We start from the raw sequence: 26,890 nt of genomic DNA, 5'->3' as shown, positions 1-26,890 counted from the left end.
GCGTTTTTTTTATCCCTGCCGGGGTTAAAACGGATAATCGTTATAGCCCATCTGCTCAGAGATTTTACGCGCGGCAGTATGAAGAATAGCCACGTACTCATGCAGGCGTTCTTCGGAGAAGCGCAGCGTCGGGAAGGAGATACTCAGGCCAGCAATAACAACACCGAAGCGGTCGAACACAGGAACGCCAATGCAGCGCAGCCCTTCTTCCTGTTCTTCGTTATCTTCACCGTAACCCTGCTCACGCACTTTATCCAACACCGCTAATAGCTCATCGGTGGTGGTGATGGTACGCTCCGTGCTGCGTTTGTATTCCACGCCAGAGAGGATCTGCTCCACCTCTTCACGGTCGCGCCATGCCAGCAGTACTTTACCAATGGCGGTACTGTAGAGCGGGTTCCGGCGACCAATGCGCGAATACATGCGCAGGTTATACATGGAATCAATTTTATGGATGTAAACAATGCTGTCCTCATCCAGTGCGCCAAGGTGGACCGTTTCTTTTGTCAGACGAGAAAGTTCGCGCATCTGAATATCCGCACTGCGGATCAGATCAACGTTTTGCAGGGCACGGGCACCCAGTTCGAACAGTTTCAGCGTCAGCGAGTATTTTTCAGATTCGCCTTCCTGCGCAACATAGCCCAGTGACTTCATGGTTTGCAAAAAGCGATAAACGGTGCTTTTCGACATCATCACACGCTGCGACAACTCTGTAATACCAATTTCACGCTCTTCTCCGAGCGCCTGTAAGATGCCAAACACCTTCAGCACGGAAGAAACAGAATCTGGCTGCTTATCCAAATCTGCAATTGCCATTTATCACCTCATGGAGAGTGTTTTATAAAAATCAGAACCGGTTTTTATTATAAATTCCCGTCATGCTAGCTGCAATCAATCCTCGTTTACTTCGTTACAAATCTGCGACATAAAACGGAATTAACAGTGCTAAAATAGTTACCCTGAGAATAATTTCCTACCGAGCTATTCACCCAAAATGCAAAAAATCCTTTCCGATGGTCTGCCTTTGCCCCAGCGTTACGGCGCTATTGCGACGATTATCATCGGTATTTCCATGGCCGTTCTCGACGGTGCCATTGCTAACGTTGCCCTACCAACGATTGCCAGCGATCTGCAGGCTTCCCCCGCCAGTTCTATCTGGATCGTCAACGCTTATCAGATAGCCATTGTGGTTTCGCTGCTCTCATTCTCTTTGCTGGGCGACATGTTCGGCTATCGCCGGGTTTATCAGTGCGGGCTGGTGGTTTTTACCCTGACGTCACTTTTCTGCGCCCTTTCAGATACGCTGCATACCCTGACGATAGCCCGTATTGCCCAGGGTTTTGGCGGCGCGGCGCTGATGAGCGTCAACACCGCGCTGATCCGCTTAATCTACCCGCAGCGCCATTTAGGACGCGGTATGGGGATCAACTCATTTATTGTCGCGGTCTCTTCTGCCGCCGGACCGACTATTGCGGCGGCCATTCTTTCTGTCGCCTCCTGGCAATGGCTTTTCGCCATCAACGTGCCGCTCGGCATCGTCGCAATCGTCTTTGCCCTGCGCTATCTCCCTGGTAATGGCCCGAAAAGCACCATGCCCCGCTTTGATCTGCCCAGTGCGATAATGAATGCCCTGACCTTTGGCCTGCTCATCACGGCTCTGAGCGGGTTTGCCCAGGGTCAGTCGTTAGCGCTTACCGGCGCAGAACTTGCCGCTCTACTGGTTGTAGGTTTCTTCTTTGTGCGTCGCCAGCTTGCACTGCCGGTACCCTTGTTGCCGGTAGACCTGCTGCGTATTCCCCTTTTTTCACTGTCTATTTGCACCTCGATCTGCTCGTTCTGTGCCCAGATGCTGGCGCTGGTTTCCCTGCCCTTCTTCCTGCAGAGTGTGGTTGGTCGTTCTGAGGTTGAAACCGGGCTGCTGTTAACGCCATGGCCGCTGGCGACGATGGTGATGGCGCCGCTGGCCGGGTATTTGATCGAACGCGTGCATGCCGGACTGCTGGGTGCAATCGGGCTGGCGGTGATGGCAACCGGCTTGTTTGCCCTGGCTCTGCTTCCCTCATCGCCTTCGGATCTGGATATCATCTGGCGCATGATCCTGTGCGGTGCGGGTTTTGGTCTGTTCCAGTCGCCGAACAACCACACCATTATCACTTCCGCACCGCGCCATCGCAGCGGGGGAGCCAGCGGCATGCTCGGTACGGCGCGTCTGCTGGGTCAAAGTACCGGTGCTGCACTGGTTGCGCTGATGTTTAACCTTGCCGGGCAGAATGGTAACCACGTTGCGCTCTTGACCGCAGGCTTCCTTGCAACCCTCGCGGCCATAATCAGCGGACTTCGGGTCACCCAGCCCGGCGTGAAGGCATAAAAAAAGCCGGGCGGAGTACTCTCCAGCCCGGCTTTTTTCGGTGTCTTCGCGTTACTTCAGGTATTCGCCACTGCGCAGCGCTTCAATACGTTTATCGAGCGGCGGGTGAGACATAAACAGCTCACTGAGTGATTTCGATTTACCGTTAATGCAGAAGGCCATCATGCTGTTCGCTTCCTGCGGCTCGTAGCTGGTCTTCAGACGCTGCAGCGCAGCAATCATCTTCTCACGCCCTACCAGTTTTGCAGAGCCTGCATCCGCGTGGAATTCACGGTGACGTGAGAACCACATGGTAATGATGCTTGCCAGAATACCGAACACCAGCTCAAGTACCATCGAAACAGCGAAATAGATCAGCGGGTTTCCGTTGCTCTCTTCACCTTCGTCGCGGTTGCCCCCCATAAAGCCTGCCGCGATTTGCGCCAGGATACGAGAGATAAAGATCACGAAGGTGTTCACCACGCCCTGAATCAGGGTCATGGTAACCATATCACCGTTCGCGATATGGCTGATTTCGTGAGCGATAACCGCTTCGGCTTCGTCACGGCTCATGTTCTGCAGCAGACCGGTGCTGACGGCAACCAGAGACGCATCACGACGTGCCCCCGTTGCGAAGGCGTTAATGTCCGGTGCATGGTAAATTGCAACCTGAGGCATCGCGATGCCTGCCTGCTTTGACTGCTGAGCCACCGTGTTCATCAGCCACTGTTCCATATCGTTACGTGGCTGCTCGATAACTTCACCACCGACTGATTTCAGCGCCATCCACTTCGACATCAGCAGTGAGATGAATGAGCCACCAAAACCAAACAGCAGCGCCATAATCAACAGACCCTGAACGCTGCTCGACTGAATTCCTGTCAGGCTTAGCACCAGCCCGAATACCACCATAACCGCCAGGTTGGTGAGCAGGAAGAGCGCGATTCGCATCATAATTTTCTTTTAACCTCTGTTTAACAAAACGCACTATGCGATTACCCACATCGTATGGGTATTGTGGCTATTTTCAAGGATTCGAGGGGTGTAAGTCACCAGAAAGACACAACTTTACACAATTGAAGAGCAGCTTGACGAGAGGAAGCAGAACTAAAAAAAACAGGCACAATGTCTTGTGCCTGTTGAGGGATTATTTTGCAGGTGCCGGTTGCACTGCGGGTTTCTCTTTTTGCAGATTCGCCAGGTCGAGGGCGATATGCACCGTCTCGTCCAGATACGGATCCGGCTCCTGGTAATCTTTTGGCAGATCGTCCAGTTTTTTGAGCAGAGGCTTACCTTCACGTTTGAAGCGATCGTTGATACGCGCCAGACGCGTTGCGTCATCCTCATTGTTCTCTTTTTCACGCTGAGCGTAATTGAGAGAAACAATGTTCCGTTTCGCCTTCAGGGCATTGAAACGCGCAATGTCCTTCAGGATGTACTGGAATTCAGGATCTTTCACGATGCGTTCGTTATGGTCTTTCAACAACGCAGGACCAAACTGAGTCATGTCGCCAGATTTCACAAACGTCGCAGCATTGATGCTATCCCACGGCAACGCGTTATCTTCAAACTTCTCGCCCGTTTCGGTCTCTTCGGTGCCCGTTGGCATCATGATATCCGGCGTCACGCCTTTACGTTGCGTACTGCCACCGTTCACGCGGTAAAACTTTTGAATGGTGTACTGAACGGAGCCCAGCGCAGGCCATTCCGGGCGCAGCATCTGATCGTAAATACGGTTCAGAGAGCGGTACTGCTGAACGGTGCCTTTACCAAAGGTCGGCTCACCGACGATAAGCGCACGGCCATAGTCCTGCATTGCCGCGGCAAAGATCTCAGAAGCAGACGCACTGAAGCGATCGACTAACACCACCAGCGGGCCTTTGTAATAGACCACACCATCGGTATCGGCATCTTCACGCACTTTACCGTTGTTATCACGAACCTGAACAACCGGGCCAGACGGAATAAACAGACCCGACAGGGAAACCGCTTCGGTCAGCGCCCCACCGCCGTTGCTGCGCAGATCGATGATCACGCTGCTGACGTTCTGTTTTTCCAGCTTCTGCAGCTGCACTTTCACGTCGTCGGTCAGACCAACGTAGAAGCCAGGGATATCCAGAACACCGACTTTCTCTTTACCGACGGTTTTCACCGACATTTTGACGGCACGGTCTTCAAGACGAATGCGTTCGCGTGTCAGGGTGACGATACGGGTTTTCGTCCCTTTCCCTGCAGGCAGAATTTCCAGGCGAACTTTGCTACCTTTCGGCCCTTTGATCAGCGCAACCACATCGTCCAGACGCCAGCCGATCACATCGACCATGTTCTGTCCGGTTTGACCAACACCGACAATGCGATCGCCTACGCTAGTCGCTTTGCTTTTGGAGGCAGGGCCACCTGCCACCATGGAGTTGATCAGGGTGTAGTCATCGTCCATCTGCAACACTGCGCCAATACCTTCCAGAGACAGGCTCATTTCAGTATTAAACTGCTCGGTATTTCGCGGAGAGAGATAGTTGGTATGCGGGTCAATTTCGTGGGCGAACGCCGTCATTGCCAGTGAGAAAACATCCTCACTGTTGGTCTGCGCCAGGCGTCGGATGGCAAATTTGTAGCGACGGTTTAAGGTCTCACGAATTTCTTTCTCGTCTTTGCCGGTGAGCTTGAGGCTCAGTTCGTCATATTTAACTTTTCCGTCCCACAGCGCATTCAACTCGGCTTCGTCTTTCGGCCATGGCGCTTTGCTGCGATCCAGATTAAAGGTGTCGTTGCCGGTAAAGTCCATTGGACGTTCCAGCACTTTCAGCGCGTATTGATAACGTTCAAAACGACGCTTTTGCGATAAATTATACAGATCGTAGAACAGATCCAGCTTACCGGAGCGCAGTTCGTCACCCACGTCGGATTTACGTTTAGCGAACTGTTCGACGTCGCTGGCCAGCAATACGTTATGGCTGTAATCCAGCAAGTTCAGATAACGGTCGAAGATTTTGGCCGAAAAGGCCTGATCGAGATCGAACTGACGATAGTGCGAACGAGTAAAGCGCGACGTCACGCGCTCACTCACCGTCGCGTGCTGCGTCTCTTCCTTTAATACCGGAATTTGATCAACACGCGTAATATCGTCCACAGCGAAGGCGTGACCTGTTATAGCAAACAGGCCCGCCGGCGCGGTGAGCTTAAAAAAAGTGTTCATGCCAGGCTTGGCCTCCGTTTCAGAACAACAAGTGTTCTGCGCGTACTATCATTGACATACCAGAAGTCAGCTGTACACGAACGCCGTCTTTGGTGATTTCCAGTACGGTGGCGTCCATCGCATTGTTACCCGCTTTGACCTTCAGAGCCTGACCGACGCTCAGTGCGTTAATGTCAGAAACTGGGGTATGGCGCTGCTCTTCACGAGGCGCGCGTGGGGCTTTAGCTGCTGGCTTGTCTGCACGCGGTTTGCGATCGCTATTCTCATTGCGACGCGGTGCTGGACGCGGTTTACGCTCGCGACGAGGCGCATCTTCCTGACCATTTGCCGCAGCGGCTTCGCGTTTTTTCGCTTGCTGTTCGGCACGCTGTGCCTGAACGCGTGCTTTGGCTTCTTCCAGCTGCTTGCGCGCATGTTCAACGTGCTGCTCATCCAGTTCGCCGCAAGGGTTGCCGTCGAGATCAACACGGGTTGCACCCGGTTTGATACCGTACAGGTAACGCCAGCTAGACGTATAAAGACGTAAGGCAGAGCGAAGCTGCGTTTTGCTGAGATTCATCTCACCTTCAACGCGCGCGACCAGATCCTGAAAGATACCGACTTTCAGAGGACGAGCCTCACCTTCAGCGCTGAAGCACTGAGGAAAACGCTCGGCCAGAAATGCGATAACTTCTTTACTGCTATTCAACTTAGGTTGATTTTCCATGAAATTTCCTGATTACAACGGACGTTGCCAACTCGCGCAGGCATGAACAGGCGACATTATAATGACGCTATCAGTAATTGCTACGTTATCCGTTGATTATCCTGCGACGCTCGCAAAGAATTTTTGATAATCGGTTGCTGCCAGAACGTTTTCGAGATTCGCCGCCAGCTCGCGCAGGCCCTGCTCGTCTTCAGACGTAAAGCGACTGAAAGCCGTACTGTCGATGTCCAGAACGCCAATAATCTGATTTTTTACTACCAGCGGCAGTACGATTTCAGAATTACTTGCCGCATCACAGGCAATGTGGCCGTCGAAAGCGTGAACATCCTCCACGCGCTGAACCTGGTTGGTGGCCACCGCGGTACCGCATACGCCGCGTCCGACCGGAATACGCACACAGGCCAGTTTTCCCTGGAAAGGCCCCAGCACCAGTGTTTCACCTTCAAGAAGGTAAAAACCGGCCCAGTTAACCTCGGTCAACCGTTCAAACAATAATGCACTTGTATTTGCCAGAGTGGCTAAGAAGCTGGTTTCACCTGCCATCAATGCCTTAAAATCGCGGTTGAGATCCGCGTAGAATTCTGTTTTGCTCATTCTTCAATCACTTAGTTGTCTTACAAAATTACCGCATAGCCTATTAAAATAAGCATTAAATGCGCTCATGCTCAAGATCAATCAATTCATGAGTTAATATAACTTTCAACAATACACTTTTGTGCGCAGCTGATGGCCTTAAAAACAACCAAAATTACGCCGATAAAGAAGATCACTATCCATACGGTAAGTGAAGCCCTGCCTCGTGCACATTATCAGCGTTGCCCGCAGTGCGATACGCTTTTTATGTTGCCGAAGATGAAATCGCACCAAAGTGCGTTTTGTCCCTGCTGTGACGCCAAAATCCGCGACGGGCGGGACTGGTCGTTGACCCGTCTGGCAGCCATGGCCGTGACAATGCTCTTGCTTATGCCCTTTGCCTGGAGCGAGCCACTGCTGAAACTTTATCTGCTCGGCGTGCGTATTGATGCCAACGTGCTGCAAGGGATCTGGCAGATGACGCGCCAGGGCGATCCCCTGACCGCCGCAATGGTGCTGTTTTGTACCGTCGGTGCGCCACTGGTTCTGGTCGCCGCCATCGCCTATCTGTGGCTTGGTAACATCCTTGGGATGAATCTGCGCCCCGTATTGCTGATGCTCGATAAGCTGAAAGAGTGGGTCATGCTGGACATCTACCTGGTCGGGGTCGGTGTGGCGTCAATTAAAGTGCAGGACTACGCATTTTTGCAGCCCGGCGTTGGGCTGTTCGCTTTCATCTGCCTGGTGTTGCTCAGTATTCTGACGCTGATCCATCTGAACGTAGAGCAGCTTTGGGAGCGTTTTTATCCCCAGCGCCCGGCCTCGCGTCCGGATGAAAACCTGCGCGTCTGTTTAGGTTGTCACTACACCGGCTTGCCGGATACACGGGGACGCTGCCCGCGATGCCATATTCCGCTAAGGCTGAGGCGCAACAACAGCCTGCAAAAATGCTGGGCAGCGTTGATTGCTTCCATGGTATTCCTGATCCCGGCTAACATGCTGCCGATTTCAATCATTTACGTGAATGGCGCGCGCCAGGAAGACACCATCCTTTCAGGGATTATCTCCCTCGCCCACAGCAACGTGGGCGTGGCGGCCATTGTGTTTATCGCCAGTATCCTGGTGCCGTTCACCAAAGTGGTGGTGATGTTTACGTTACTTATCAGCATCCATTTTAAATGCGAACAGGGCCTGCGCACACGCATCCTGCTTCTGCGGTTTGTTACCTGGATTGGTCGCTGGTCGATGTTGGATCTGTTCGTGATTTCGTTGATGATGTCGCTCATCAATCGCGATCAGCTGCTTGCTTTTACAATGGGACCCGCAGCTTTTTATTTCGGCTCTGCGGTGATATTGACTATTCTTGCTGTGGAATGGCTGGATAGCCGCTTACTTTGGGATGCACATGAGTCAGGAAACGCCCGCTTCGCCGACTGAAGCGAGAATTAAAACAAAACGCCGCATTTCGCCATTCTGGTTGCTGCCCGTCATCGCCCTGATGATCGCGGGCTGGCGTGTCTGGACGAGCTATGAAGATCGCGGAAGTACTGTCACCATTGACTTCCAGACCGCCGACGGTATCGTCGCCGGGCGCACCCCTGTTCGCTTCCAGGGGGTGGAAGTCGGTACAGTCCAGGACATCACGCTGGGAAAAGGGCTGAACAAAATTCAGGTGCGAGTCAGTATCAAATCTGACATGCAGGATGCTCTGCGCAGCGAAACGCAGTTCTGGTTGGTGACGCCGAAAGCCTCTCTCGCCGGTGTGTCGGGGCTGGATGCCCTGGTTGGCGGTAACTATATCGGCATGATGCCGGGTAAAGGCGAGCCGCAGGATCACTTTGTAGCGCTCGATACGCAGCCGAAGTACCGACTCAATAACGGCGACCTGATGATCCACCTGCAGGCACCTGGCCTGGGTTCACTGAACAGCGGTTCGCTGGTTTACTTCCGCAAAATTCCGGTGGGTCGCGTTTACGATTACGCCATCAACCCGAACAAACAGGGTGTGACCATTGACGTGTTGATCGATCGCCGCTTCACTAACCTGGTGAAAAAAGGCAGCCGTTTCTGGAATGTGTCCGGCGTGGATGCGGACGTCAGCCTGAGCGGTGCAAAAGTGAAGCTGGAAAGCCTGGCGGCGCTGGTGAATGGCGCTATTGCCTTCGATTCCCCGGAAGGGTCCAGCCCTGCCAAAGCCGATGATACCTTTGGACTGTACGCCGATCTGGCCCACAGCCAGCGCGGTGTTATCGTGAAACTTGCCCTGCCCGACGCCAAAGGGCTGAAAGCCGGTTCGACTCCGCTAATGTATCAAGGGCTTGAGGTCGGACAGCTCACGAAAATGACGCTCAATCCCGGCGGTTCGGTAACCGGTGAGATGACCGTTGATCCGAGCGTGGTCGATCTCCTGCGAGAGAAAACGCGTATTGAGATGCGCAGTCCAAAACTGTCGCTGAGTGATGCCAGTATCAGCAGCCTGCTTACGGGCGCTACCTTTGAACTTATCCCCGGAGAGGGGCAGCCCAGCAACAGTTTTGTTATTGCCCCGGCGGACAAAGCGCTGCTGCAAAAACCCGGCGTTGTGACCGTCACGCTTAACGCCCCGGAAAGTTACGGCATTGAAGCCGGTCAGCCGCTGATCTTACATGGCGTGCAGGTGGGCCAGGTGCTGGAGCGCACCCTGTCGGGAAAAGGGGTCACCTTCTCGGCCGCTATCGATCCGCAGTACAGCGATTTGGTGCATGGTGACAGTAAGTTTGTAGTGAACAGCCGCGTCGATGTGAAGGTCGGTCTGGACGGCGTTGAGTTTCTCGGCGCCAGCGCCAGCGAATGGGTCAACGGCGGGATCCGCATTCTGCCGGGCAATAAAGGCCCCGTGCGGGAGAGTTATCCCCTGTATGCCAATCTGGACAAGGCGATAGAAAACAGTCTGAGCGATCTGCCGACCACCACGCTGACGCTTAGCGCCGAGACGCTGCCAGACGTGCAGGCCGGTTCGGTTGTGCTGTATCGCAAGTTTGAGGTCGGGGAAGTGATCACCGTACGTCCGCGCGCGGACGCCTTTGATATCGAACTGCATATCAAGCCGGAATACCGCAAGCTACTCACCGCAAATAGTGTGTTCTGGGCGGAAGGCGGTGCGAAGGTCCAGCTTAACGGCAGCGGATTAACCGTGCAGGCCTCTCCTCTTTCCCGCGCACTGCGCGGTGCGATTAGCTTCGATAATCTGCCCGGTGCGGGTGGCGATATGCGCAAGGGGGATAAGCGTATCCTCTTCCCGTCTGAGACCGCGGCGCGTGCCGTAGGCGGACAGATTACCCTCCATGCCTTCGATGCGGGGAAACTGGCTGAGGGAATGCCAATTCGCTATCTGGGCATTGATATCGGGCAGATCCAGAAGCTAACGCTGATCACATCGCGCAATGAAGTGCGGGCCACCGCCGTGCTCTATCCGGAGTATGTACAGACCTTCGCCCGTGCGGGCTCACGTTTCTCCGTGGTCACGCCGCAGATTTCTGCCGCAGGCGTTGAGCATCTCGACACAATTTTGCAGCCCTACATCAACGTTGAAGCCGGTCGAGGGAAAGCCCGTCGTGACTTTGAACTGCAGGAAGCGACGATTACCGACTCGCGCTACCTTGATGGCCTGAGCATTGTGGTCGAAGTCCCGGAAGCCGGTGGACTTTCCATCGGTACACCGGTGCTGTTCCGCGGTATTGAAGTCGGCACCGTGACGGGCCTGACGCTGGGTACCCTTTCGGACCGCGTGATGGTCGCGCTGCGCATTAGCGATCGTTACCAGCACCTGGTACGCAACAACTCCGTATTCTGGCTGGCCTCCGGATATTCACTGGACTTTGGCCTGACGGGCGGCGTGGTGAAAACCGGTACCTTTAACCAGTTCATACGCGGCGGTATCGCCTTCGCAACGCCACCGGGTACACCGCTGGCACCGAAAGCCCAGCCGGGTAAACACTTCCTGCTCCTTGAAAGTGAACCCAAAGAGTGGCGCGAATGGGGAACCGCCCTGCCGCGTTAATCTGAAAGGCTCCGGTGTCAACGCGCCGGAGCCTTTATGTTACACTGCGCGCCTGAATGTTTCCCTGTGGTGTGCCCGTGGCTCAAAACTCCGTATTTCTTCCTGAACAATTCCTGGCGCAGATGCGCGAGGCGCTTCCTTCTCATCTTTCCTTCGATGATTTTATCGCCGCGTGCCAGCGCCCGTTGCGTCGTAGCATCCGCATCAATACGCTCAAAAACAGCGTGGCCGATTTTCTGACGCTGGTGTCGCCGTATGGCTGGCAACTTACGCCGGTGCCATGGTGTGAAGAAGGTTTCTGGATCGAGCGCGACGACGAGGACGCTTTACCGCTGGGCAGCACCGCTGAACATCTGAGCGGACTGTTTTATATTCAGGAAGCGAGTTCGATGCTGCCGGTTGCCGCCCTGTTCGCTGAGGGTAACGCGCCCGAACGCGTGATGGATGTCGCCGCCGCACCCGGCTCAAAAACCACGCAGATTGCCGCACGCATGGGCAACCGCGGGGCAATTCTCGCCAACGAGTTTTCCGCCAGCCGCGTGAAGGTGCTCCACGCCAATATCAGCCGCTGCGGTATCCATAACGTGGCCCTGACGCATTTTGACGGTCGCGTATTCGGTGCCGCCTTACCGGAGGCATTCGATGCCATTCTGCTGGATGCTCCCTGCTCCGGCGAGGGCGTGGTGCGCAAAGATCCTGATGCACTCAAAAACTGGTCGGTGGAAAGCAACCTGGATATCGCTGCCACGCAGCGCGAGCTGATTGAGAGTGCGTTTCACGCGTTGCGTCCCGGCGGCACGCTGGTCTACTCAACGTGCACCTTAAACCGCGATGAGAACGAAGAGGTTTGTCTGTGGTTGAAAGCGCAATACCCCGATGCGGTCGAGTTCTTGCCCCTTAATGACTTATTCCCCACGGCACATGAGGCGGCCACGCCCGATGGTTTCCTCCACGTGTTCCCACAAATTTACGACTGTGAAGGGTTCTTTGTCGCACGTCTGCGTAAAACGCAGGCGGTGGCTCCCCTGCCAATACCAAAATTCAAAGTCGGCAATTTCCCGTTTGCGCCGCTTAAAGGTCGCGATGCCGCGCAGCTTGAAGCCGCCGCCAACAGGGTTGGGCTGGTCTGGGACGAGAGTTTGCACCTCTGGATACGTGATAAAGAGATATGGCTGTTCCCGGCACACATTGAGCCGCTTATCGGTAAAGTCCGCTTTTCCCGTATCGGTATCCGCCTGGCGGAAGTACACAACAAGGGGTACCGCTGGCAGCACGAGGCGGTTATTGCGCTGGCGGGTAGCGACAACACCTTTGAGTTAACGCATCAGGAAGCCGAAGAGTGGTATCGCGGCCGTGATGTTTACCCTGAAAGCGCCCCGTCCCAGGATGAGGTCATTGTCACCTATCAGGGGTTCCCGCTGGGGCTGGCGAAAAAGATCGGATCACGGCTGAAAAATAATTATCCGCGCGAGCTGGTTCGTGATGGTCGCTTGTTTACGGGTAACACTCGCACCGACTAAAAAAGCGCATTTTTTTACTGGCGATTTTGCTCTCCTTGTCTAGGCTAAAAAATGGATGCCCGTACTGGTCATACCAGATTTTTGCAACGAACCCGGAGAGCACTATGACGAAAACCAGCGTGCGTATTGGCGCTTTTGAAATCGACGACGCAGAATTGCGCGGCGAAGCACAAGGCGATCGAACGTTAAGTATTCCCTGCAAATCCGACCCGGATTTGTGCATGCAACTGGATGCCTGGGATGCCGACACCAGCGTCCCGGCTATCCTTGATGGAGAACACTCAGTCCTTTACCGCGAGCATTACGACCGTAACAACGATGCCTGGGTCTTGCGTCTTGCCTGACCTAAAGTGAACCCGCCCGAAGGCGGGTTATTTATTACTGCAGCTGAACCAGGGTAAGGAAGCCATCGAACACCGCACCGGTGTCGATATAGTGCAGATTGTTAAAGTCATAGCGTTTATCCAGTGGCGTATGACCGAACCAGAAATGGTCCGCCCCCTGGATCCCCTGCCCTTTACCCACCATAAACCCCATTAAACGGTCACGATCCCACAGCACACGCTGCAGGCTCACCGGTTTGTTCCAGACGTACGCCTCTGCCGGATAATCCGCGTGGGCAATAACATTCAGACCGTTTGCGCAGGTTATTTCAATAATATGCGGTAAGTCCCGACACGCGTTGAGTAGCCTCAGAGCGTTCCGTTTGTCTTCGAGCGCTGAAAACCATATGCCGCCATTTGACATCCAAAGCGCAAAATCATTATTTTCTATTGCATCCAGTGCCATTTGTTCATGATTGCCTCGCACCGCCCGAAACCATTTTTCGTCCATAAGCTGTAAACATTTCACGCAATCGGGGCCGCGATCGATAATATCGCCAACGGAAATCAAAAGATCCTCGTAAGGATTGAAATGTCGACGCTTCAGTGCGTCCATAAGCCATTGATAGCAGCCATGAATATCGCTAACAACCCAGACGTGACGCCAGCGGTCACCTTCTATTTTCTGATACATAATGCCTCCTTTAAAGAGTATAGCTGCAGCAGAAAATATCCTGTCCCGACATCGTTTTTTTCCAACCCAAACAAACCTTCAACCAAACGGAAATAAAGATCGTCGGGCTATTAATCCCTTATTCCCGCCCCTCTAAAATAGAGCGAAATAGAATGAGAGGTCTTAACGTGTCTAACATACACCTGCAAAACGATGTGCTGTATCCCTGTCGCACAAATATCATCTCCGAGTTGGTGAAAGGAAAACGCGTTCCGGGCCCAATCTGGCAGAAGCGCGACTACCGGCTGAAATTTCTTCTGCGCTCACTGTTATTCCGCGCTTCCACCCATCGCATGCTGGACGCGCTATCAGGACGCGATGATTTTGACAGGCTGCTGGCATCGCAAATCACGTTACCGAGTAAAACCCACCGCCAGTACCTGATGCGCGGCCTGCGTCCTGGCGATCGCGCCGACGCTGTTGTCAGTCACTATCACTGGATCGATAGCCTGAAGAACAGCGATCTTGGCCACGCCCTGACGAGCCCGCACGAGCAGTGCATTGTGCAATTTCAGGCAAAAAACGACGTGATCTATACCGTCAATGCTTCCTCCGCCGGCAAAGCCGAGCGTGAAGGCGAGAGTACGCTGTGGCTCCATGACAGCAATAACACCTTGCTCGCCAGCTTGACGTTTTGCGTCGCGCGCAGCCACGGTCGGCCAGTGCTGGTCATTGGCGGACTTCAGGGACCGCGCCGCAACGTATCGCGGGAGGCGATCAAGCAGGCCACCCGAGCCTGCCACGGCCTGTTCCCTAAGCGCGTCCTGATGGAAGTGATTTTCCAGCTGGCCGCACAGGCGAATATTCACGCCATTTTCGCCGTCAGCGATGAGGGACACGTGTTCCGCGCGTTGCGCTATCGCCTGAGCAAAGGTCGACATTTCCACGCCAGCTACGACGAATTCTGGGAAACGCTTAACGGCCGTAAACTTTCACCTTTCTGCTGGCAACTCCCCCTGCAGGTGGAACGTAAATCACTGGAAGAGATCGCCAGTAAAAAGCGGGCTGAATATCGTCGCCGCTTCGAGCTGCTGGATGATATCGCGGGATCGATGAGTTCTCGCTTCCAGACTACTGAGGGCTTTCGCCAACTATGCACAAGAATTTAACAAAACAGTCAAAAAGGGCTGGACTTTGGCCTGCCGTGTTGTGGTATGTTTGAACCAGGCTCACAGGAAATGTGCTCGCTGCAGAGGTCGATAGCAGGATTTTATCGTTTACTTTCATGCAGATAAAAAGAGACCGAATACGATTCCTGTATTCGGTCCAGGGAAATGGCTCTTGGGAGAGAGCCGTGCGCTAAAAGTTGGCATTAATGCAGGCTAAGTCGCCTTGCCTTTTAAGAATAGATGACGACGCCAGGTTTTCCAGTCCACAGCTAAAGTGGCCTGAAAAAAAGCGTCGGAGCATCATTAAACGTAAAAAACCGCAGTGCTTTCGCTAGCATCTGCGGTTTTTTATTGGAAACATTGGCGTTAGCAGAGTTTATCCGCGCGCTCGATAAACGGTGCCAGGCTCATCTTCTGGCCAGGTTTAGCGGGATCGTCAATCTGGATAATGCTAATCGGTTGTCCGTTACTCTTACCGCTGGCAACCTGCTGCTCTGCGGTATCGTTTAGCGGGTATTGCACCAGCGTGCTTGGGTTGATCGCGTACAGGGCGTGGCCAGGACGGCAGGTCAGCATCACCTCTTCACGATTGAAGGCCCATTTTTCCTTACCCACCTCAAAACGGCTGACGGTGATCACCTGCGGCGCTGCCAGCGCACTGCCAGTGCAGGCCAGCAGTAAAAGAGAAAGTAGTGTCTTTTTCATATGTCTTTAAACCTTGTCAAAAGGGTTCCCAGGTCGCAAACAGACTGACCGTGGCCAGTACCAACGCGCCCAGCACCACTTCTGCCTGTGTCATCCTGATAAAAAGGGTTTGCTCCCACCCGGCATCCGGACGAAAGCGTGGCACCAGAAAATACCGATTCGCCAGCGCAATTACCACCATCAACGCCACCAGCGCACATTTGAACAACAACATTTTTACGTAGCCCGCCTGCCAGGGCACATTGATGCCGGTAATAAACAGCGCGTTAATGATACCCGTGAATATCACGCCAGCCACGGCATAGTGCCCCACGCGGGAAAAACGCATCATGGTATAGACCGCCGTCGTCTGCCAGCGTCCGCTCGAGAGACGCATGCAAAACAGCAGCGGCAACAATCCGCCAAGCCAGGTTGCCGCGCAGAGGAGATGGATCGCATGATTAAGGCGGTGCAGTGCCCCCGGTGCCCCGTCGTCCATTGCCGCATGCCCGACGCCCGCCAGCAGGACAAATTGCCCCATCGCAAGCAGCAACAGTCGCGAACCTTTTTGGGGTGCCAGCCACGCAGCACCGGCGGTGATGATGGGCAGAATGATTTGCCACAGCCAGACGCCGCCAAACTGCGTCCCCAGCACGCTCCGCCAGATATCCGTACTCAGCACATCGGGCCAGCCGTTGCCCATCATTCCGCCCTGCACCGCAAACATCAGGAGTGCGGTCACCAGGCTGATTAACGCGGCCATTTTCTGCTGCGCCTGAAAGCGTCTCAGCATCAGACGTTGCAGTGACGACGGCGCAAACCAGACGCTGTAGAGTGCATTGCCAAAAATCAGCATCAACGCGCCGAAATGGATGAAGCGTAATGCCACGTAGACCAGCGCCAGCATATTACTTCACGCTAAAGTGATAGCTGCCTTTGGTTTTGTGGCCATCAACCGAGACCACATGCCAGTCCACCTGATAGGTGCCCGCCGCCAGCGGTTGTTCCAGTGGCACAACCAGCCGGGCGTTGTCTTTTTCATCCCGCTTAGCGGTACCGGTTTTCATCACCTGCTGTTGCGCGTCGGTCACCACAACGCCGCTAAATGCCGGTTCAATACCTTCGGAGAAGTTCAGCGTAAGGGTCTGCGGGGCCGCTACCTGAGTATTGGCCGCCGGGGATTGCTGTTTGAGATGCGCATGTGCCAGGACGGCGGGCGTCACTGCCGACGCGATCAATAAAGTGAGCGCGCGCACCGCGCGGGAAGAGGAGAAATCCATCACAATCATTCCTTTTTGTTATGCCTGTAAGGTAAAGAATAACGCTGTATAATAAACGAGTCGAGGATCATCCTCCCTTCGCTTGTCATCGTCATCCAATCGCGGTAACGTTGCCGCCGCATAAAAAGGAGAAGGTAATGAACATTAATCTGGCTGCCCTTCCTCAGGACGAGATGGACAAAGTCAATGTCGATCTCGCTGCCGCTGGCGTGGCATTCAAAGAACGCTACAACATGCCCATCGTGGCTGAAGTTGTCGAGCGTGAACAACCCGCGCACCTGCGCGACTGGTTTCGAGAACGCCTGATTGCGCATCGCCTGGCCTCGGTTAATCTCTCGCGACTGCCGTACGAACCTAAAGTTAAATAAGCTTAACGACGCATTACACTTCCTTACGCGGATTATGGCAGGATAAGAAAACCCTTATAAAATTAGGTGTATTCTTAAATCCCGGCGACTCAGTGTATAAGGAAGTCACGATGTCTCGATGGAATATTGCAGCAGCTCAATATGCCGCACAGCACCCCAGTGTGGATAGCCATGTAAAACACCACCTCCGTTTCATTGACGAAGCGGCGCGACAGCAGTGTCAGTTGCTGGTGTTTCCTGAACTCTCATTAACAGGCCCCGGCGAGGCTGACCTGCCCGCGCCGCCCGACGATCTGCAGCTTGCCCCACTCCTTCACGCCGCGCAGTCACACAATATAACGGTTATTGCAGGGCTGACGCTCGTTCATCAGGGCCAGCGTCAGAAAGGACTTGCCCTCTTCACGCCCCATCTCGATACTGTCCTTCGTTATCCTCAGGGAAGCGGGGCAAGCCTGATCCCGGGGGATAAACAGCTCACCATTATCGATACCCAGTCAGACACCCCTAACCTCGATCCGCAAGCCACGTTATTTACCAGCTGCCAGGCGGTGGGCGATAACCGCTGGCGGCAGTCCATCAGCACATTGCAGCGCTTCGCGCATAAGTATGCCATTGCGGTATTGATGGCCAACGCCCGCAGCGGCAGTGCATTATGGGATGAAAAAGGTCAGCTGATCGTTCGCGCCGACAAAGGCGAACTGCTCTTAACCGGATCTCTTGGCAGACAGGGTTGGCAAGGCGATATCATTCCTTTAGGCTAAGCGTTTTAGGGTCAGGAGCGATCAATGCTGCGCGTCATCGATACCGAAACCTGCGATCTGCAGGGCGGAATAGTAGAAGTGGCTTCAGTCGATGTGGTTGACGGAAAGATAGTCAACCCGATGAGCCACCTGGTGCGTCCCGACCGTCCGATAAGTCCGCAGGCGATGGCAATCCATCGCATTACGGAGTCGATGGTGGCGGACAAGCCATGGATTGAAGAGATCATACCGCATTATTACGGCAGCCCGTGGTATGTCGCACATAACGCCAGCTTTGATCGTCGCGTTCTTCCGGAAATGCCGGGCGAATGGATTTGCACCATGAAGCTGGCTCGTCGACTGTGGCCGGGGATTAAATACAGCAATATGGCGCTGTATAAATCCCGCAAGCTCAGCGTCAGGACGCCCGAGGGGCTGCACCATCACCGCGCCCTCTATGACTGCTATATCACCGCCGCGTTGCTGATTGATATTATGAATATCTCTGGCTGGACGCCGGATGATATGGCAACCATCACCGGACGCCCTGCGTTACTGACCACCTTTACCTTTGGGAAATATCGCGGCAAACCGGTGTCGGAAGTGGCGGATAAAGATCCGGGTTATCTGCGCTGGCTGTATAACAACCTCGACAGAATGAGCCCGGAGCTTCGCCTGACGCTGAAGCACTATCTGGGCGACGCCTAACGTTCTGCGCGGCCTGGCAGCGTATCCTGTGCCAGGCCAATCAGGAACGCGTACTCCAGCGCGACGCCTTCATAGGATTTAAATCGCCCTGATTTACCCCCGTGCCCGGAGTCCATGTCGGTACAGAGCAGCAGCAGATTATCGTCGGTTTTCAGTTCACGCAGTTTCGCCACCCACTTTGCAGGTTCCCAGTATTGCACCTGTGAATCATGCAGGCCGGTGGTGACCAGCAGATGCGGATACGCTTTCGCCTCCACGTTATCGTAGGGGCTGTACTCTTTCATGTAGCGATAATAGATTTCGTCCTGAGGATTCCCCCACTCTTCAAATTCTCCCGTGGTTAACGGGATGGACTCATCCAGCATGGTGGTCACCACATCGACAAACGGAACCTGCGCGATGATGCCCTTAAAGCGCTCAGGGCGCTGATTAATCACGGCCCCCATCAGCATGCCGCCCGCGCTTCCCCCCATCCCAAAGCAGAGCGTCGGGTCGCCATAGCCTTGTTCGATGAGGGCATCACAGACGTCGAGATAGTCGTTGAAGGTGTTTTTCTTCTTCAGGAATTTCCCCTCTTCATACCAGTGCTGGCCCAGTTCACCGCCACCGCGCACGTGGGCAATAGCATAGACAAAGCCGCGGTCGAGAAGGCTCAAACGGCTACCGCTGAAATCCGCATCCATACTGGAGCCGTAGGAGCCGTAGCCGTAAACCAGAAGAGGATTTTTGCCCTTGTTAAAATGCGCCTTGTGATACACTAGGGAGACTGGCACCTCAACGCCATCGCGGGCGGTCACCCACAGGTGTTCGCTGCGGTAGTTATCCGACTCAAATCCTTTTACTTCAGCCTGTTTAATCACCTGGCGCTGCCCGGTGTCCATATCCAGTTCAAATAGGGTGTCCGGCGTCGTCATTGAAGAGTAGCCATAACGCAGGCGCGACGATTCCGGTTCAGGGTTGAAGCCAATCCACGTGACATAGGCCGGATCGTCGAAGGCAATTCCCACAACCTCCCGCGTTTTCCTGTTGATTTGGCGGATACTGGTCAACCCCCGCTGACGTTCTTCCACCACCAGCCAGTCGGTAAAGAGCGTAAAGCCTTCCAGCATCACCTGCTCCCGCGCGGGGATCAGCACCTCCCACTTGCGCTCATCTCGCACTTTGGTTTTGTAGAGGCCGAAGTTTTTACCCTCGCGATTCGATCGCAGGTAAAAACTGTGCTGAAAATGGTCAAGATTGTACTCATGATCTTTTCGGCGCGGCAGGAAGCAGAGCGGCTGCGCATCAGGCAGTTCAGCATCCAGGAGCAGGACTTCCGAGGTGGTGGCGCTGGCCAGATAAATAATCACATAGTGACGCGATGAGGTTTTGTGCAGGCTGACGTAAAACGTCTCGTCTTTCTCTTCGTACACCATTTCATCATCGGCAGAATCCGTCCCTACGGTGTGCCGCCAGACCTGATAAGGCAGCAGCGTGGACGCATGCTTTTTGACGTAGTAGACCGTTTCAGAATCATTCGCCCAGACAAAATCCGGGGAGATATTCTCCAGCATTTCCGGATACCAGTTCCCCGACTCGAGATTGCGGAAGCGCAGTCCGTACTGTCGGCGAGAAAGATAGTCTTCTGCGAGCGCCATAATGGCGTTATCTGGCGACACCGACATACCGCCCAGCGTATAGAATTCACTGTGAGCGGCACGCTGGTTGGCGTCCAGCAGGATTTCCCATTCGTCCCATTCGGCACATAGCACCGACTGGCGCTGATAGATGGGGTATTCATTGCCGGGCTCATAGATATGACGGTAGCGATAACCGTTTTTGGTCCAGGGGGCAGACACATCGCGCTGGGGGATACGCTGCACCATTTCATTCAGCAGCTGATCCTGCAGCGCCTGCTGGCTGGACATGACCTTGCGGCCATAGTCGTTTTCCTGGTGCAGATAGTCGAGCACATCTGGCTGGGAACGCGAGTCATCCCGCAGCCAGTAATAATGGTCTATGCGCGTATCACCATGCGTGGTGATCGCATAAGGAGTACGTCGGGCTTTCGGTGGCATGTCATGATTCTTTTGAGTTTTACACCCTATAAGGTTGGCAAAACACGCGCATGATGCAAGCGAAACATGACCACATCAGATGATTACCCGGCCTGTAACGTCTGTTTTTGCTGCTGAATATCCTGCTCAATGCCCTCACGAACATCCTGAGGGATCTTCAGCGCATCGCCGAGCGCATTCAGGTAGCTGCGCTCCATAAAGTGATCGACATCGATAGCCGCGCAGCTCAGAAAATAGAGTTCCAGCGCCTCTTCTTCGTTCTTCACGCTTTGCGCCAGACGCTGGGGATCGAGAGGCTGTTCGATGGCCTGTGCAACCAGCGATCTCCCCTGCTCTTCCACACCGGCCTCACGCATTTGCTGCTCTATCGCCGCACGCTCTTTGCTATCAATATGTCCGTCGCTTTTGGCGGCAAACACCAGCGCCAGAATGAGCCGCTCTGTTCGGATATCCAGCGGGGAGACGTGCTCGCCGTAGTGCGGTTCACCCTGATGCGCGGTGCGCACTTTGTCCTTGTATTTGTTCCACAGGACGGTACCCGCGATGGCTCCGCCCCCCGCCAGGAGCGCGCCAGTGCCATATTTTGCCAGCAGCTTACGCGATGACTTATTGGCGACCAGCAGCCCCGCCAGTCCTCCCAGCGCGCCCGGTACCAGGAGCTTGCTGAGCCCCTGCGCGCCGGAGGATGTACCTTTCTGACCCAGCATGGATTGCAATTGATTTAACCAGCCTGACATGATTCCCCTCACTTAACCGTGCATATTGCTCACAGCCTAAGCGAGTGGGTGTCAGGAAATGTCTGCCTGCTCTAAAGAAGCGCAAATTGTTGTGCGATGAAAGACCCCGCGCGCAAGACAGACGCAAACGTTTTCGTTTATACTGCCCGCAACTTTTTCAGGGGGATTTTTATGACTCGTTTAGGAACCGCGCTGCGACCTGCGGCGACACGTGTGATGCTTTTAGGCTCGGGTGAACTGGGTAAAGAGGTCGCTATTGAATGCCAGCGTTTGGGCATTGAAGTCATTGCCGTAGACCGTTATGCCGACGCCCCCGCGATGCATGTTGCCCATCGTTCTTATGTCATTAACATGCTGGATGGCGATGCCCTTCGCGAGCTGATTACGCGCGAGAAACCCGATTTTGTCGGGCCGGAAATCGAAGCCATTGCCACCGACCACGCTCATTACTCTTGAGCAGGAAGGCCAGCGCGTGGTGCCCTGCGCCAACGCCGCGAAGCTCACCATGAACCGCGAGGGCATTCGCCGCCTGGCCGCAGAAGAGCTGGAGTTGCCCACGTCGAGCTACCGTTTTGCTGGTGATAAAGCCGCATTCCTGCAGGCCGTAGAGGAGATTGGCTACCCGTGCATCATTAAGCCCGTGATGAGCTCCTCCGGTAAAGGACAGAGCTTTATTCGTGACAGCAGCGCGCTGGATAACGCGTGGGATTATGCCCAGCAGGGCGGTCGTGCCGGAGCCGGTCGCGTGATCGTTGAGGGCGTCGTGAAGTTTGATTTCGAAATCACTCTGCTCACCGTTAGCGCCGTGGATGGCGTCCATTTCTGCGACCCGATTGGCCACCGTCAGGAAGACGGCGATTACCGTGAATCCTGGCAGCCGCAGCAGATGAGCGCTCTGGCGCTGGAGCGCGCGCAGGATATCGCCCGCAGGGCCGTCCTGGCGCTCGGCGGCTATGGTCTCTTCGGCGTAGAGCTGTTTGTTTGCGGCGACGAGGTGATTTTCAGCGAAGTCTCCCCTCGTCCGCATGATACCGGCATGGTGACGCTTATTTCGCAGGATCTCTCCGAGTTCGCCCTGCACGTGCGCGCTTTCCTCGGCCTGCCTGTTGGCGGCATTCGCCAGTACGGTCCTGCGGCATCGGCCGTAATCCTGCCCGAGTTGACCAGCCGGAACGTGACGTTTGATAACGTTGACGGAGCGGTAGGTGCAGGATTGCAGATCCGTTTGTTCGGTAAGCCGGAAATCGATGGAACCCGTCGTTTGGGCGTAGCGTTAGCCACCGGGGATAACGTGGACGACGCCGTGGCGAGAGCGAAAGCGGCCGCTGCGAACGTCAAGGTAGAGGGATAAAAAAACGGGCCAAAAGGCCCGTTTTTCATGCTGCGATTAACTTACTTTTTCGCACCTTCAACCGCTTCGCGAGCCAGTTTGGTGATGCGATCCCAGTCACCGGCTTCCAGCGCATCCGCTGGCACCAGCCATGAACCGCCGATACACAGTACGCTTTTCAGCGCCAGGTAGTCACGGTAGTTGGCAGGAGAGATACCGCCGGTCGGGCAGAAACGCACCTGAGAGAATGGACCCGCAATCGCCTGCAGCGCTTTGGTGCCGCCGTTGGCTTCAGCCGGGAAGAATTTAAACTCTTTCAGACCGTAATCCATGCCCAGCATCAGTTCAGACACGGTGCTGATACCCGGGATCAGAGGAATCGAACCTTCGGTTGCCGCTTTCAGCAGAGGCTCAGTCAGTCCCGGGCTGATAGCGAACTGAGCACCGGCTTCGGTCACTTCAGCCAGCTGCTGCGCATTCAGAACGGTACCCGCACCGATGATGGCATCCGGCACTTCTTTGGCAATAGCGCGGATAGCGTCCATCGCACACGCGGTGCGCAGGGTCACTTCCAGGACGCGAACGCCGCCCGCAACCAGCGCTTTCGCCATTGGGACAGCGTGCTCCAGTTTGTTCACCACGATGACCGGCACGACAGGGCCAGTGGTCAGGATTGCTTCTGCACTTGTTTTCCAGTTTTTCATCAGAGTTTTCTCTCGCCAGATCGTTAAAAACACGTCGTCTTAAAACGTAATACAGGTTGCGCCCTGCTCTGCGCCGGACAGCTTCTCGCGCAGCGCGCCAAACATTTCGCGTCCGGTACCCACGCGCGATGCGCTCAGGTCAGGAATATGAGGCTGACGTGCTGCCAGCTCTGCATCATCGACCAGCAGGGTTAACTCACCTGTCTGGCCGTTCACGCGGATCATGTCACCATCACGCACTTTCGCCAGCAAACCACCGTCGTAGGCTTCCGGGGTCACATGGATGGCAGAAGGCACTTTACCCGATGCGCCAGAGAGGCGTCCATCGGTCACCAGCGCGATTTTGAAACGGCGGTCCAATAATACACCAAGTGGTGGCATAAGTTTATGTAATTCTGGCATCCCGTTGGCTTTTGGCCCCTGATGACGCACTACCACCACGCAGTCTTTATCAAGCAGGCCCGCGTCAAAGGCAGGCAGCACGTCGTGCTGGCTTTCGAACACCACCGCAGGCGCTTCGATAATCTGGTTCTCTTCCGGGACGGCGGAGGTCTTCATGACTGCACGACCGAGGTTACCGCTCAGCACTTTGGTGCCACCGTGACGGGAGAACGGCTTTTCGAAGGTCGCGATTACCTGAGGATCGAGAGAGTCACTCGCTCCTTCGCGCCAGTCCAGCTCGCCGTTGTTCAGCCACGGCTCGAGGGTATAACGCTGCAGGCCAAAGCCCGCCACCGTGTTCACGTCTTCATGCAGCAGACCGCCTTTCAACAGCTCGCGCATCAGGACAGGAACGCCGCCCGCCGCCTGGAAGTGGTTGATGTCTGCCGGACCATTCGGGTACAGGCGCGCCATCAGCGGCACCACGGAGGAGATGTCAGAGAAGTCATCCCAGTTGATCAGAATGCCCGCCGCGCGCGCCATCGCGACCAGGTGCATGGTGTGGTTGGTTGAACCACCGGTTGCCAGCAGCGCAACAATCCCGTTGACGATGACTTTCTCATCAACCATTTTGCCCATCGGCATCCAGTCGTTGCCGTTCCCGGTCAGACGCGTCACCTGACGCGCCGCGGCTTCAGTCAGCGCCTTGCGCAGCGGCGCATCCGGCTGGATAAAGGACGAGCCAGGAAGCTGTATCCCCATGAACTCCACCACCATCTGGTTGGTGTTGGCTGTACCGTAGAAGGTACAGGTGCCCGGCGCATGGTAGGAGGCGGCTTCCGCTTCCAGCAGCGCCTGACGATCGGCTTTGCCTTCCGCGTAGAGCTGGCGGATACGCACTTTTTCTTTATTTGGCAGACCGCTCGCCATCGGGCCGGACGGCACGAAAATCGCGGGCAGATGACCAAATGACAGCGCCGCCATCACCAGGCCAGGGACGATCTTGTCGCATACGCCAAGGTAGAGCGCGCCATCGAACATATTGTGAGACAGGCCCACCGCCGCAGACATCGCAATCACTTCGCGGCTCAGCAGCGACAGCTCCATCCCGTCCTGTCCCTGCGTCACGCCGTCGCACATAGCGGGCACACCGCCTGCCACCTGACCCACGGCATTTACGCTGTGCAGCGCGTTACGAATGATAGTGGGATAGACTTCATACGGCTGGTGTGCGGAGAGCATATCGTTGTAGGAGGTGATGATGGCGATATTGTTACGCAGCATGCTTTTCAGCGAATCTTTATCACCCGGCTGGCAGGCGGCGAAACCATGCGCGAGGTTACCGCAGGCCAACTGCGAACGGTGGACGGTCTCACTCTTTGCTTGTTCAATACGGGCGAGGTAGGCGGAACGGGTCTCTTTCGAGCGTTCAATGATGCGTTGTGTTACGCGTAACAATGTCGGATTCATAAAAGCTCCTCTAATTTATTTGTCTGGGCTCGGGAGTTTACAAAGTCGCTGGCAGTTGTTAACAACGCTGAAACGCTTGCTGTCCGGAGCTCAAGGGCAAAATCGCTTCCGGCAGTGTAATAAAAAAAGCTCCGCGGGTGAATCCACGCGGAGCTTAAAAGTTTAAAAAATGTGCCACTAGCTGTGTTAGATCATGTTACCGGTAAAATAACACCTTTGGGCTAGAGGTGACCGTTACTCAAACTCGTTCCAGGAGCGACCGTCACGCGTGATCATCGCAACCGATGCGACCGGTCCCCATGTTCCTGCCTGATACGGTTTTGGCGCATCCTGATCGGCTGCCCGGGCTTCAGTAATGGAGTCGACCCATTTCCACGCCTCTTCCACTTCGTCGCGACGCACGAACAGCGCCTGGATACCGCGCATGGTTTCCAGCAGCAGACGCTCGTAAGCATCAGCCAGGTGCGTCTGGTTGAAGGTTTCGGAGTAGCTCAGATCCAGCTTGGTGGTCTGCAGGTTATGTTTGTGATCCAGACCCGGCACTTTGTTCAGGATCTGGATATCAACACCCTCGTCCGGGTGCAGACGGATGGTCAGTTTGTTCTGCGGCAGCTCCTGCCAGGACTCTTTAAACAGGTTCAGCTCTGGGTTTTTGAAGTAAACCACCACTTCGGAACATTTAGCAGGCAGACGTTTCCCGGTACGCAGGTAGAACGGGACCCCCGCCCAGCGCCAGTCGTCGATATCCACGCGGATCGCCACGAAGGTCTCGGTGTTGCTGGACTTGTTCGCGCCCTCTTCTTCCAGATAGCCAGGCACTTTTTTACCCTGAGCAAACCCGGCGGTGTACTGGCCGCGGACAGTCTTCTCACGCACGTTGGAGCGGTCGATGCGGCGCAGTGATTTCAGCACTTTCACTTTGGCGTCACGAATGCTGTCGGCCGTCAGGTCAGACGGTGGAGACATGGCAATCATGCACAGAATTTGCAGCAGGTGGTTCTGGATCATGTCGCGCATCTGACCGGCCTGGTCAAAGTAACCCCAGCGACCTTCAATCCCCACCTCTTCCGCCACGGTGATTTCCACGTGGTCGATGGTGCGGTTGTCCCAGTTATTTACAAACAGGGAGTTCGCAAAACGCAGCGCCAGCAGGTTCAGTACCGTCTCTTTTCCGAGATAGTGGTCGATACGGTAGACCTGGCACTCTTCAAAGAACTCGCCCACCTGGTCGTTGATTTCCCGCGACGTTGCCAGCGAGGTACCCAGCGGTTTTTCCATCACGACGCGTGCCGGTTTAGCGTTCAGCTTCGCTTCGCCCAGACCTTTGCAGATCGCGCCGAAGGTGCTTGGCGGCATCGCAAAATAGTTAATGGTGACGCGATTTTTTTGATCCAGCATCTCGCCCAGACGGGTAAAGGCGCTTACGTCGTTGACGTCCAGATTGCAGAAATCAAGGCGTCCGCTCAGCGTGTCCCACAAACTTTCATCAATTTTCTCTTTCATGAAAGTTTCGAGCGCTTCGCGCACCACTTTTGTATAAGCGTCCTTGTCCCAGTCGGCGCGCCCAACACCCAGGATACGGGTATCCGGATGAATTTGACCCGCTTTCTCCAGTTGATACAGGGAAGGCAGCAATTTTCGGCGTGCTAAATCGCCTTTCGCGCCGAAAATGACCAGGTCACATGCCTGGGCTGTTTGCGTTACCGCCATGTCATTCTCCTCAGTTAGATCACCTGGTGCTTCTGCCAGGTATCGTTGTAATTTTATTACAATGCACTGTACTGCTTTTACGTCATTCCTGAAACCATTAGCGCTTAACGTCGCGTGCGATACCGCGATTTTCCGCCCTTCAGACGTTAGCGATGGCGCAATGACGCAACAAACG

The 26,890-nt window shown here is 54.9% G+C and carries 23 protein-coding genes and 1 pseudogene; 10 read left to right on the top strand and 14 right to left on the bottom strand.

The features are described from left to right. Positions 1-24: 24 nt before the first annotated feature. Positions 25-816 (bottom strand): DNA-binding transcriptional regulator KdgR, encoded by a 792-nt coding sequence (kdgR, locus tag ENTMO_RS0115225; RefSeq protein ID WP_010432655.1) that lies wholly within the window; start codon positions 814-816, stop codon positions 25-27. A gap of 178 nt (positions 817-994) precedes the next feature. Between kdgR and ENTMO_RS0115220 the strand changes: the two genes are divergently transcribed. Then, complete coding sequence (locus ENTMO_RS0115220) at positions 995-2,368, top strand: MFS transporter (protein WP_010432651.1); 1,374 nt, start codon at positions 995-997, stop codon at positions 2,366-2,368. Positions 2,369-2,419: 51 nt separating this feature from the next. Here ENTMO_RS0115220 and htpX read toward each other — a convergent pair whose 3' ends face one another. The 4 genes from htpX to ENTMO_RS0115200 all read right to left on the bottom strand — a co-directional run bounded on the left by htpX (position 2,420) and on the right by ENTMO_RS0115200 (position 6,843). Next, positions 2,420-3,301 carry a protease HtpX gene (gene htpX, locus ENTMO_RS0115215; RefSeq protein ID WP_010432647.1) on the bottom strand — a complete coding sequence of 294 codons (882 nt, stop codon included), beginning with the start codon at positions 3,299-3,301 and terminating at the stop codon, positions 2,420-2,422. Between the two features lie 193 nt (positions 3,302-3,494). After that, the gene (gene prc / locus ENTMO_RS0115210; protein WP_010432644.1) at positions 3,495-5,543 is read right to left on the bottom strand and encodes a carboxy terminal-processing peptidase; all 2,049 of its coding nucleotides are present in this window, start codon (positions 5,541-5,543) and stop codon (positions 3,495-3,497) included. Positions 5,544-5,562: 19 nt separating this feature from the next. After that, on the bottom strand, positions 5,563-6,249 hold the full coding sequence (gene proQ, locus ENTMO_RS0115205; protein WP_010432641.1) for an RNA chaperone ProQ: 687 nt from the start codon (positions 6,247-6,249) through the stop codon (positions 5,563-5,565). Between the two features lie 96 nt (positions 6,250-6,345). Continuing rightward, a complete protein-coding gene (locus tag ENTMO_RS0115200) occupies positions 6,346-6,843 on the bottom strand; it encodes a GAF domain-containing protein (protein WP_010432639.1) in 498 nt (165 codons plus the stop codon). Positions 6,844-6,975: 132 nt separating this feature from the next. Between ENTMO_RS0115200 and yebS the strand changes: the two genes are divergently transcribed. The 4 genes from yebS to ENTMO_RS0115180 all read left to right on the top strand — a co-directional run bounded on the left by yebS (position 6,976) and on the right by ENTMO_RS0115180 (position 12,725). Next, positions 6,976-8,259 (top strand): membrane integrity lipid transport subunit YebS, encoded by a 1,284-nt coding sequence (yebS, locus tag ENTMO_RS0115195; RefSeq protein WP_029485124.1) that lies wholly within the window; start codon positions 6,976-6,978, stop codon positions 8,257-8,259. Next, a complete protein-coding gene (locus ENTMO_RS0115190) occupies positions 8,228-10,861 on the top strand; it encodes a PqiB family protein (RefSeq protein WP_010432633.1) in 2,634 nt (877 codons plus the stop codon). The genes yebS and ENTMO_RS0115190 overlap by 32 nt, the downstream gene beginning before the upstream one ends. Before the next feature lie 56 nt (positions 10,862-10,917). Then, positions 10,918-12,381: a 16S rRNA (cytosine(1407)-C(5))-methyltransferase RsmF gene (gene rsmF, locus ENTMO_RS0115185; RefSeq protein WP_029485123.1), complete on the top strand. Its 1,464-nt coding sequence runs from the start codon at positions 10,918-10,920 to the stop codon at positions 12,379-12,381. A gap of 104 nt (positions 12,382-12,485) precedes the next feature. Continuing rightward, on the top strand, positions 12,486-12,725 hold the full coding sequence (locus ENTMO_RS0115180) for a YebV family protein (RefSeq protein WP_010432627.1): 240 nt from the start codon (positions 12,486-12,488) through the stop codon (positions 12,723-12,725). A 34-nt stretch (positions 12,726-12,759) separates the two neighbouring features. Here the strand turns inward: ENTMO_RS0115180 and pphA are convergent, their stop codons facing one another. Then, entirely contained in the window at positions 12,760-13,398 is a 639-nt protein-coding gene (gene pphA, locus ENTMO_RS0115175) for a protein-serine/threonine phosphatase (RefSeq protein ID WP_010432625.1), read from the bottom strand. Between the two features lie 167 nt (positions 13,399-13,565). Here pphA and ENTMO_RS0115170 point away from each other — a divergent pair, with 167 nt between their 5' ends. Beyond that, entirely contained in the window at positions 13,566-14,546 is a 981-nt protein-coding gene (locus ENTMO_RS0115170; protein WP_010432623.1) for a VirK/YbjX family protein, read from the top strand. Between the two features lie 366 nt (positions 14,547-14,912). Here the strand turns inward: ENTMO_RS0115170 and ENTMO_RS0115165 are convergent, their stop codons facing one another. Genes ENTMO_RS0115165 through yobA form a run of 3 tightly spaced genes read right to left on the bottom strand, consistent with a single transcriptional unit; the run spans position 14,913 to position 16,510 of the window. Then, positions 14,913-15,251: a YebY family protein gene (locus ENTMO_RS0115165; protein ID WP_010432621.1), complete on the bottom strand. Its 339-nt coding sequence runs from the start codon at positions 15,249-15,251 to the stop codon at positions 14,913-14,915. 16 nt (positions 15,252-15,267) lie between these two features. After that, a complete protein-coding gene (gene copD / locus ENTMO_RS0115160; protein WP_010432620.1) occupies positions 15,268-16,137 on the bottom strand; it encodes a copper homeostasis membrane protein CopD in 870 nt (289 codons plus the stop codon). A gap of 1 nt (position 16,138) precedes the next feature. Continuing rightward, complete coding sequence (gene yobA / locus ENTMO_RS0115155; RefSeq protein ID WP_010432619.1) at positions 16,139-16,510, bottom strand: CopC domain-containing protein YobA; 372 nt, start codon at positions 16,508-16,510, stop codon at positions 16,139-16,141. A gap of 137 nt (positions 16,511-16,647) precedes the next feature. On the opposite strand from yobA, the gene ENTMO_RS0115150 reads away from it, so the two are divergent. The 3 genes from ENTMO_RS0115150 (at position 16,648) to exoX (ending at position 18,326) form a co-directional block, all read left to right on the top strand. Next, a complete protein-coding gene (locus ENTMO_RS0115150) occupies positions 16,648-16,878 on the top strand; it encodes a DNA polymerase III subunit theta (protein WP_010432616.1) in 231 nt (76 codons plus the stop codon). A gap of 110 nt (positions 16,879-16,988) precedes the next feature. Next, complete coding sequence (locus tag ENTMO_RS0115145) at positions 16,989-17,639, top strand: carbon-nitrogen hydrolase family protein (protein WP_010432614.1); 651 nt, start codon at positions 16,989-16,991, stop codon at positions 17,637-17,639. A 24-nt stretch (positions 17,640-17,663) separates the two neighbouring features. Continuing rightward, a complete protein-coding gene (gene exoX / locus ENTMO_RS0115140; RefSeq protein WP_010432611.1) occupies positions 17,664-18,326 on the top strand; it encodes an exodeoxyribonuclease X in 663 nt (220 codons plus the stop codon). Here the strand turns inward: exoX and ptrB are convergent. Continuing rightward, a complete protein-coding gene (gene ptrB, locus ENTMO_RS0115135) occupies positions 18,323-20,383 on the bottom strand; it encodes an oligopeptidase B (protein ID WP_010432609.1) in 2,061 nt (686 codons plus the stop codon). The genes exoX and ptrB overlap by 4 nt on opposite strands. Before the next feature lie 83 nt (positions 20,384-20,466). After that, positions 20,467-21,120, bottom strand: coding sequence for a tellurite resistance TerB family protein (locus ENTMO_RS0115130; protein ID WP_010432607.1), 654 nt, complete (start codon positions 21,118-21,120; stop codon positions 20,467-20,469). Positions 21,121-21,291: 171 nt separating this feature from the next. Between ENTMO_RS0115130 and purT the strand changes: the two are divergent. Further along, positions 21,292-22,471: pseudogene (gene purT, locus ENTMO_RS24205) on the top strand (formate-dependent phosphoribosylglycinamide formyltransferase). A gap of 41 nt (positions 22,472-22,512) precedes the next feature. Here the strand turns inward: purT and kdgA are convergent. From kdgA to zwf, 3 genes are all read right to left on the bottom strand, one after another. After that, positions 22,513-23,154 carry a bifunctional 4-hydroxy-2-oxoglutarate aldolase/2-dehydro-3-deoxy-phosphogluconate aldolase gene (gene kdgA / locus ENTMO_RS0115120; protein WP_010432605.1) on the bottom strand — a complete coding sequence of 214 codons (642 nt, stop codon included), beginning with the start codon at positions 23,152-23,154 and terminating at the stop codon, positions 22,513-22,515. A 39-nt stretch (positions 23,155-23,193) separates the two neighbouring features. Beyond that, entirely contained in the window at positions 23,194-25,005 is a 1,812-nt protein-coding gene (gene edd, locus ENTMO_RS0115115; RefSeq protein WP_010432604.1) for a phosphogluconate dehydratase, read from the bottom strand. 234 nt (positions 25,006-25,239) lie between these two features. Beyond that, positions 25,240-26,715: a glucose-6-phosphate dehydrogenase gene (zwf, locus tag ENTMO_RS0115110; protein ID WP_010432600.1), complete on the bottom strand. Its 1,476-nt coding sequence runs from the start codon at positions 26,713-26,715 to the stop codon at positions 25,240-25,242. Positions 26,716-26,890 lie beyond the last annotated feature (175 nt).

This window comes from Enterobacter mori LMG 25706 (assembly GCF_000211415.1).
Lineage (GTDB): Bacteria > Pseudomonadota > Gammaproteobacteria > Enterobacterales > Enterobacteriaceae > Enterobacter > Enterobacter mori.
The sequence above is the reverse complement of the archived record's forward strand: the minus strand, read 5'-3'. Positions and strand labels throughout refer to the sequence as shown.

Bases quoted from the DNA above. Each gene is read 5' to 3' on its own strand.
- kdgR (WP_010432655.1), bottom strand. From the start codon at position 816: ATGGCAATTGCAGATTTGGATAAGCAGCCAGATTCTGTTTCTTCCGTG.
- ENTMO_RS0115220 (WP_010432651.1), top strand. From the start codon at position 995: ATGCAAAAAATCCTTTCCGATGGTCTGCCTTTGCCCCAGCGTTACGGC.
- htpX (WP_010432647.1), bottom strand. From the start codon at position 3,301: ATGATGCGAATCGCGCTCTTCCTGCTCACCAACCTGGCGGTTATGGTG.
- prc (WP_010432644.1), bottom strand. From the start codon at position 5,543: ATGAACACTTTTTTTAAGCTCACCGCGCCGGCGGGCCTGTTTGCTATA.
- proQ (WP_010432641.1), bottom strand. From the start codon at position 6,249: ATGGAAAATCAACCTAAGTTGAATAGCAGTAAAGAAGTTATCGCATTT.
- ENTMO_RS0115200 (WP_010432639.1), bottom strand. From the start codon at position 6,843: ATGAGCAAAACAGAATTCTACGCGGATCTCAACCGCGATTTTAAGGCA.
- yebS (WP_029485124.1), top strand. From the start codon at position 6,976: ATGGCCTTAAAAACAACCAAAATTACGCCGATAAAGAAGATCACTATC.
- ENTMO_RS0115190 (WP_010432633.1), top strand. From the start codon at position 8,228: ATGAGTCAGGAAACGCCCGCTTCGCCGACTGAAGCGAGAATTAAAACA.
- rsmF (WP_029485123.1), top strand. From the start codon at position 10,918: ATGTTTCCCTGTGGTGTGCCCGTGGCTCAAAACTCCGTATTTCTTCCT.
- ENTMO_RS0115180 (WP_010432627.1), top strand. From the start codon at position 12,486: ATGACGAAAACCAGCGTGCGTATTGGCGCTTTTGAAATCGACGACGCA.
- pphA (WP_010432625.1), bottom strand. From the start codon at position 13,398: ATGTATCAGAAAATAGAAGGTGACCGCTGGCGTCACGTCTGGGTTGTT.
- ENTMO_RS0115165 (WP_010432621.1), bottom strand. From the start codon at position 15,251: ATGAAAAAGACACTACTTTCTCTTTTACTGCTGGCCTGCACTGGCAGT.
- copD (WP_010432620.1), bottom strand. From the start codon at position 16,137: ATGCTGGCGCTGGTCTACGTGGCATTACGCTTCATCCATTTCGGCGCG.
- yobA (WP_010432619.1), bottom strand. From the start codon at position 16,510: ATGGATTTCTCCTCTTCCCGCGCGGTGCGCGCGCTCACTTTATTGATC.
- ENTMO_RS0115150 (WP_010432616.1), top strand. From the start codon at position 16,648: ATGAACATTAATCTGGCTGCCCTTCCTCAGGACGAGATGGACAAAGTC.
- ENTMO_RS0115145 (WP_010432614.1), top strand. From the start codon at position 16,989: ATGTCTCGATGGAATATTGCAGCAGCTCAATATGCCGCACAGCACCCC.
- exoX (WP_010432611.1), top strand. From the start codon at position 17,664: ATGCTGCGCGTCATCGATACCGAAACCTGCGATCTGCAGGGCGGAATA.
- ptrB (WP_010432609.1), bottom strand. From the start codon at position 20,383: ATGCCACCGAAAGCCCGACGTACTCCTTATGCGATCACCACGCATGGT.
- ENTMO_RS0115130 (WP_010432607.1), bottom strand. From the start codon at position 21,120: ATGTCAGGCTGGTTAAATCAATTGCAATCCATGCTGGGTCAGAAAGGT.
- kdgA (WP_010432605.1), bottom strand. From the start codon at position 23,154: ATGAAAAACTGGAAAACAAGTGCAGAAGCAATCCTGACCACTGGCCCT.
- edd (WP_010432604.1), bottom strand. From the start codon at position 25,005: ATGAATCCGACATTGTTACGCGTAACACAACGCATCATTGAACGCTCG.
- zwf (WP_010432600.1), bottom strand. From the start codon at position 26,715: ATGGCGGTAACGCAAACAGCCCAGGCATGTGACCTGGTCATTTTCGGC.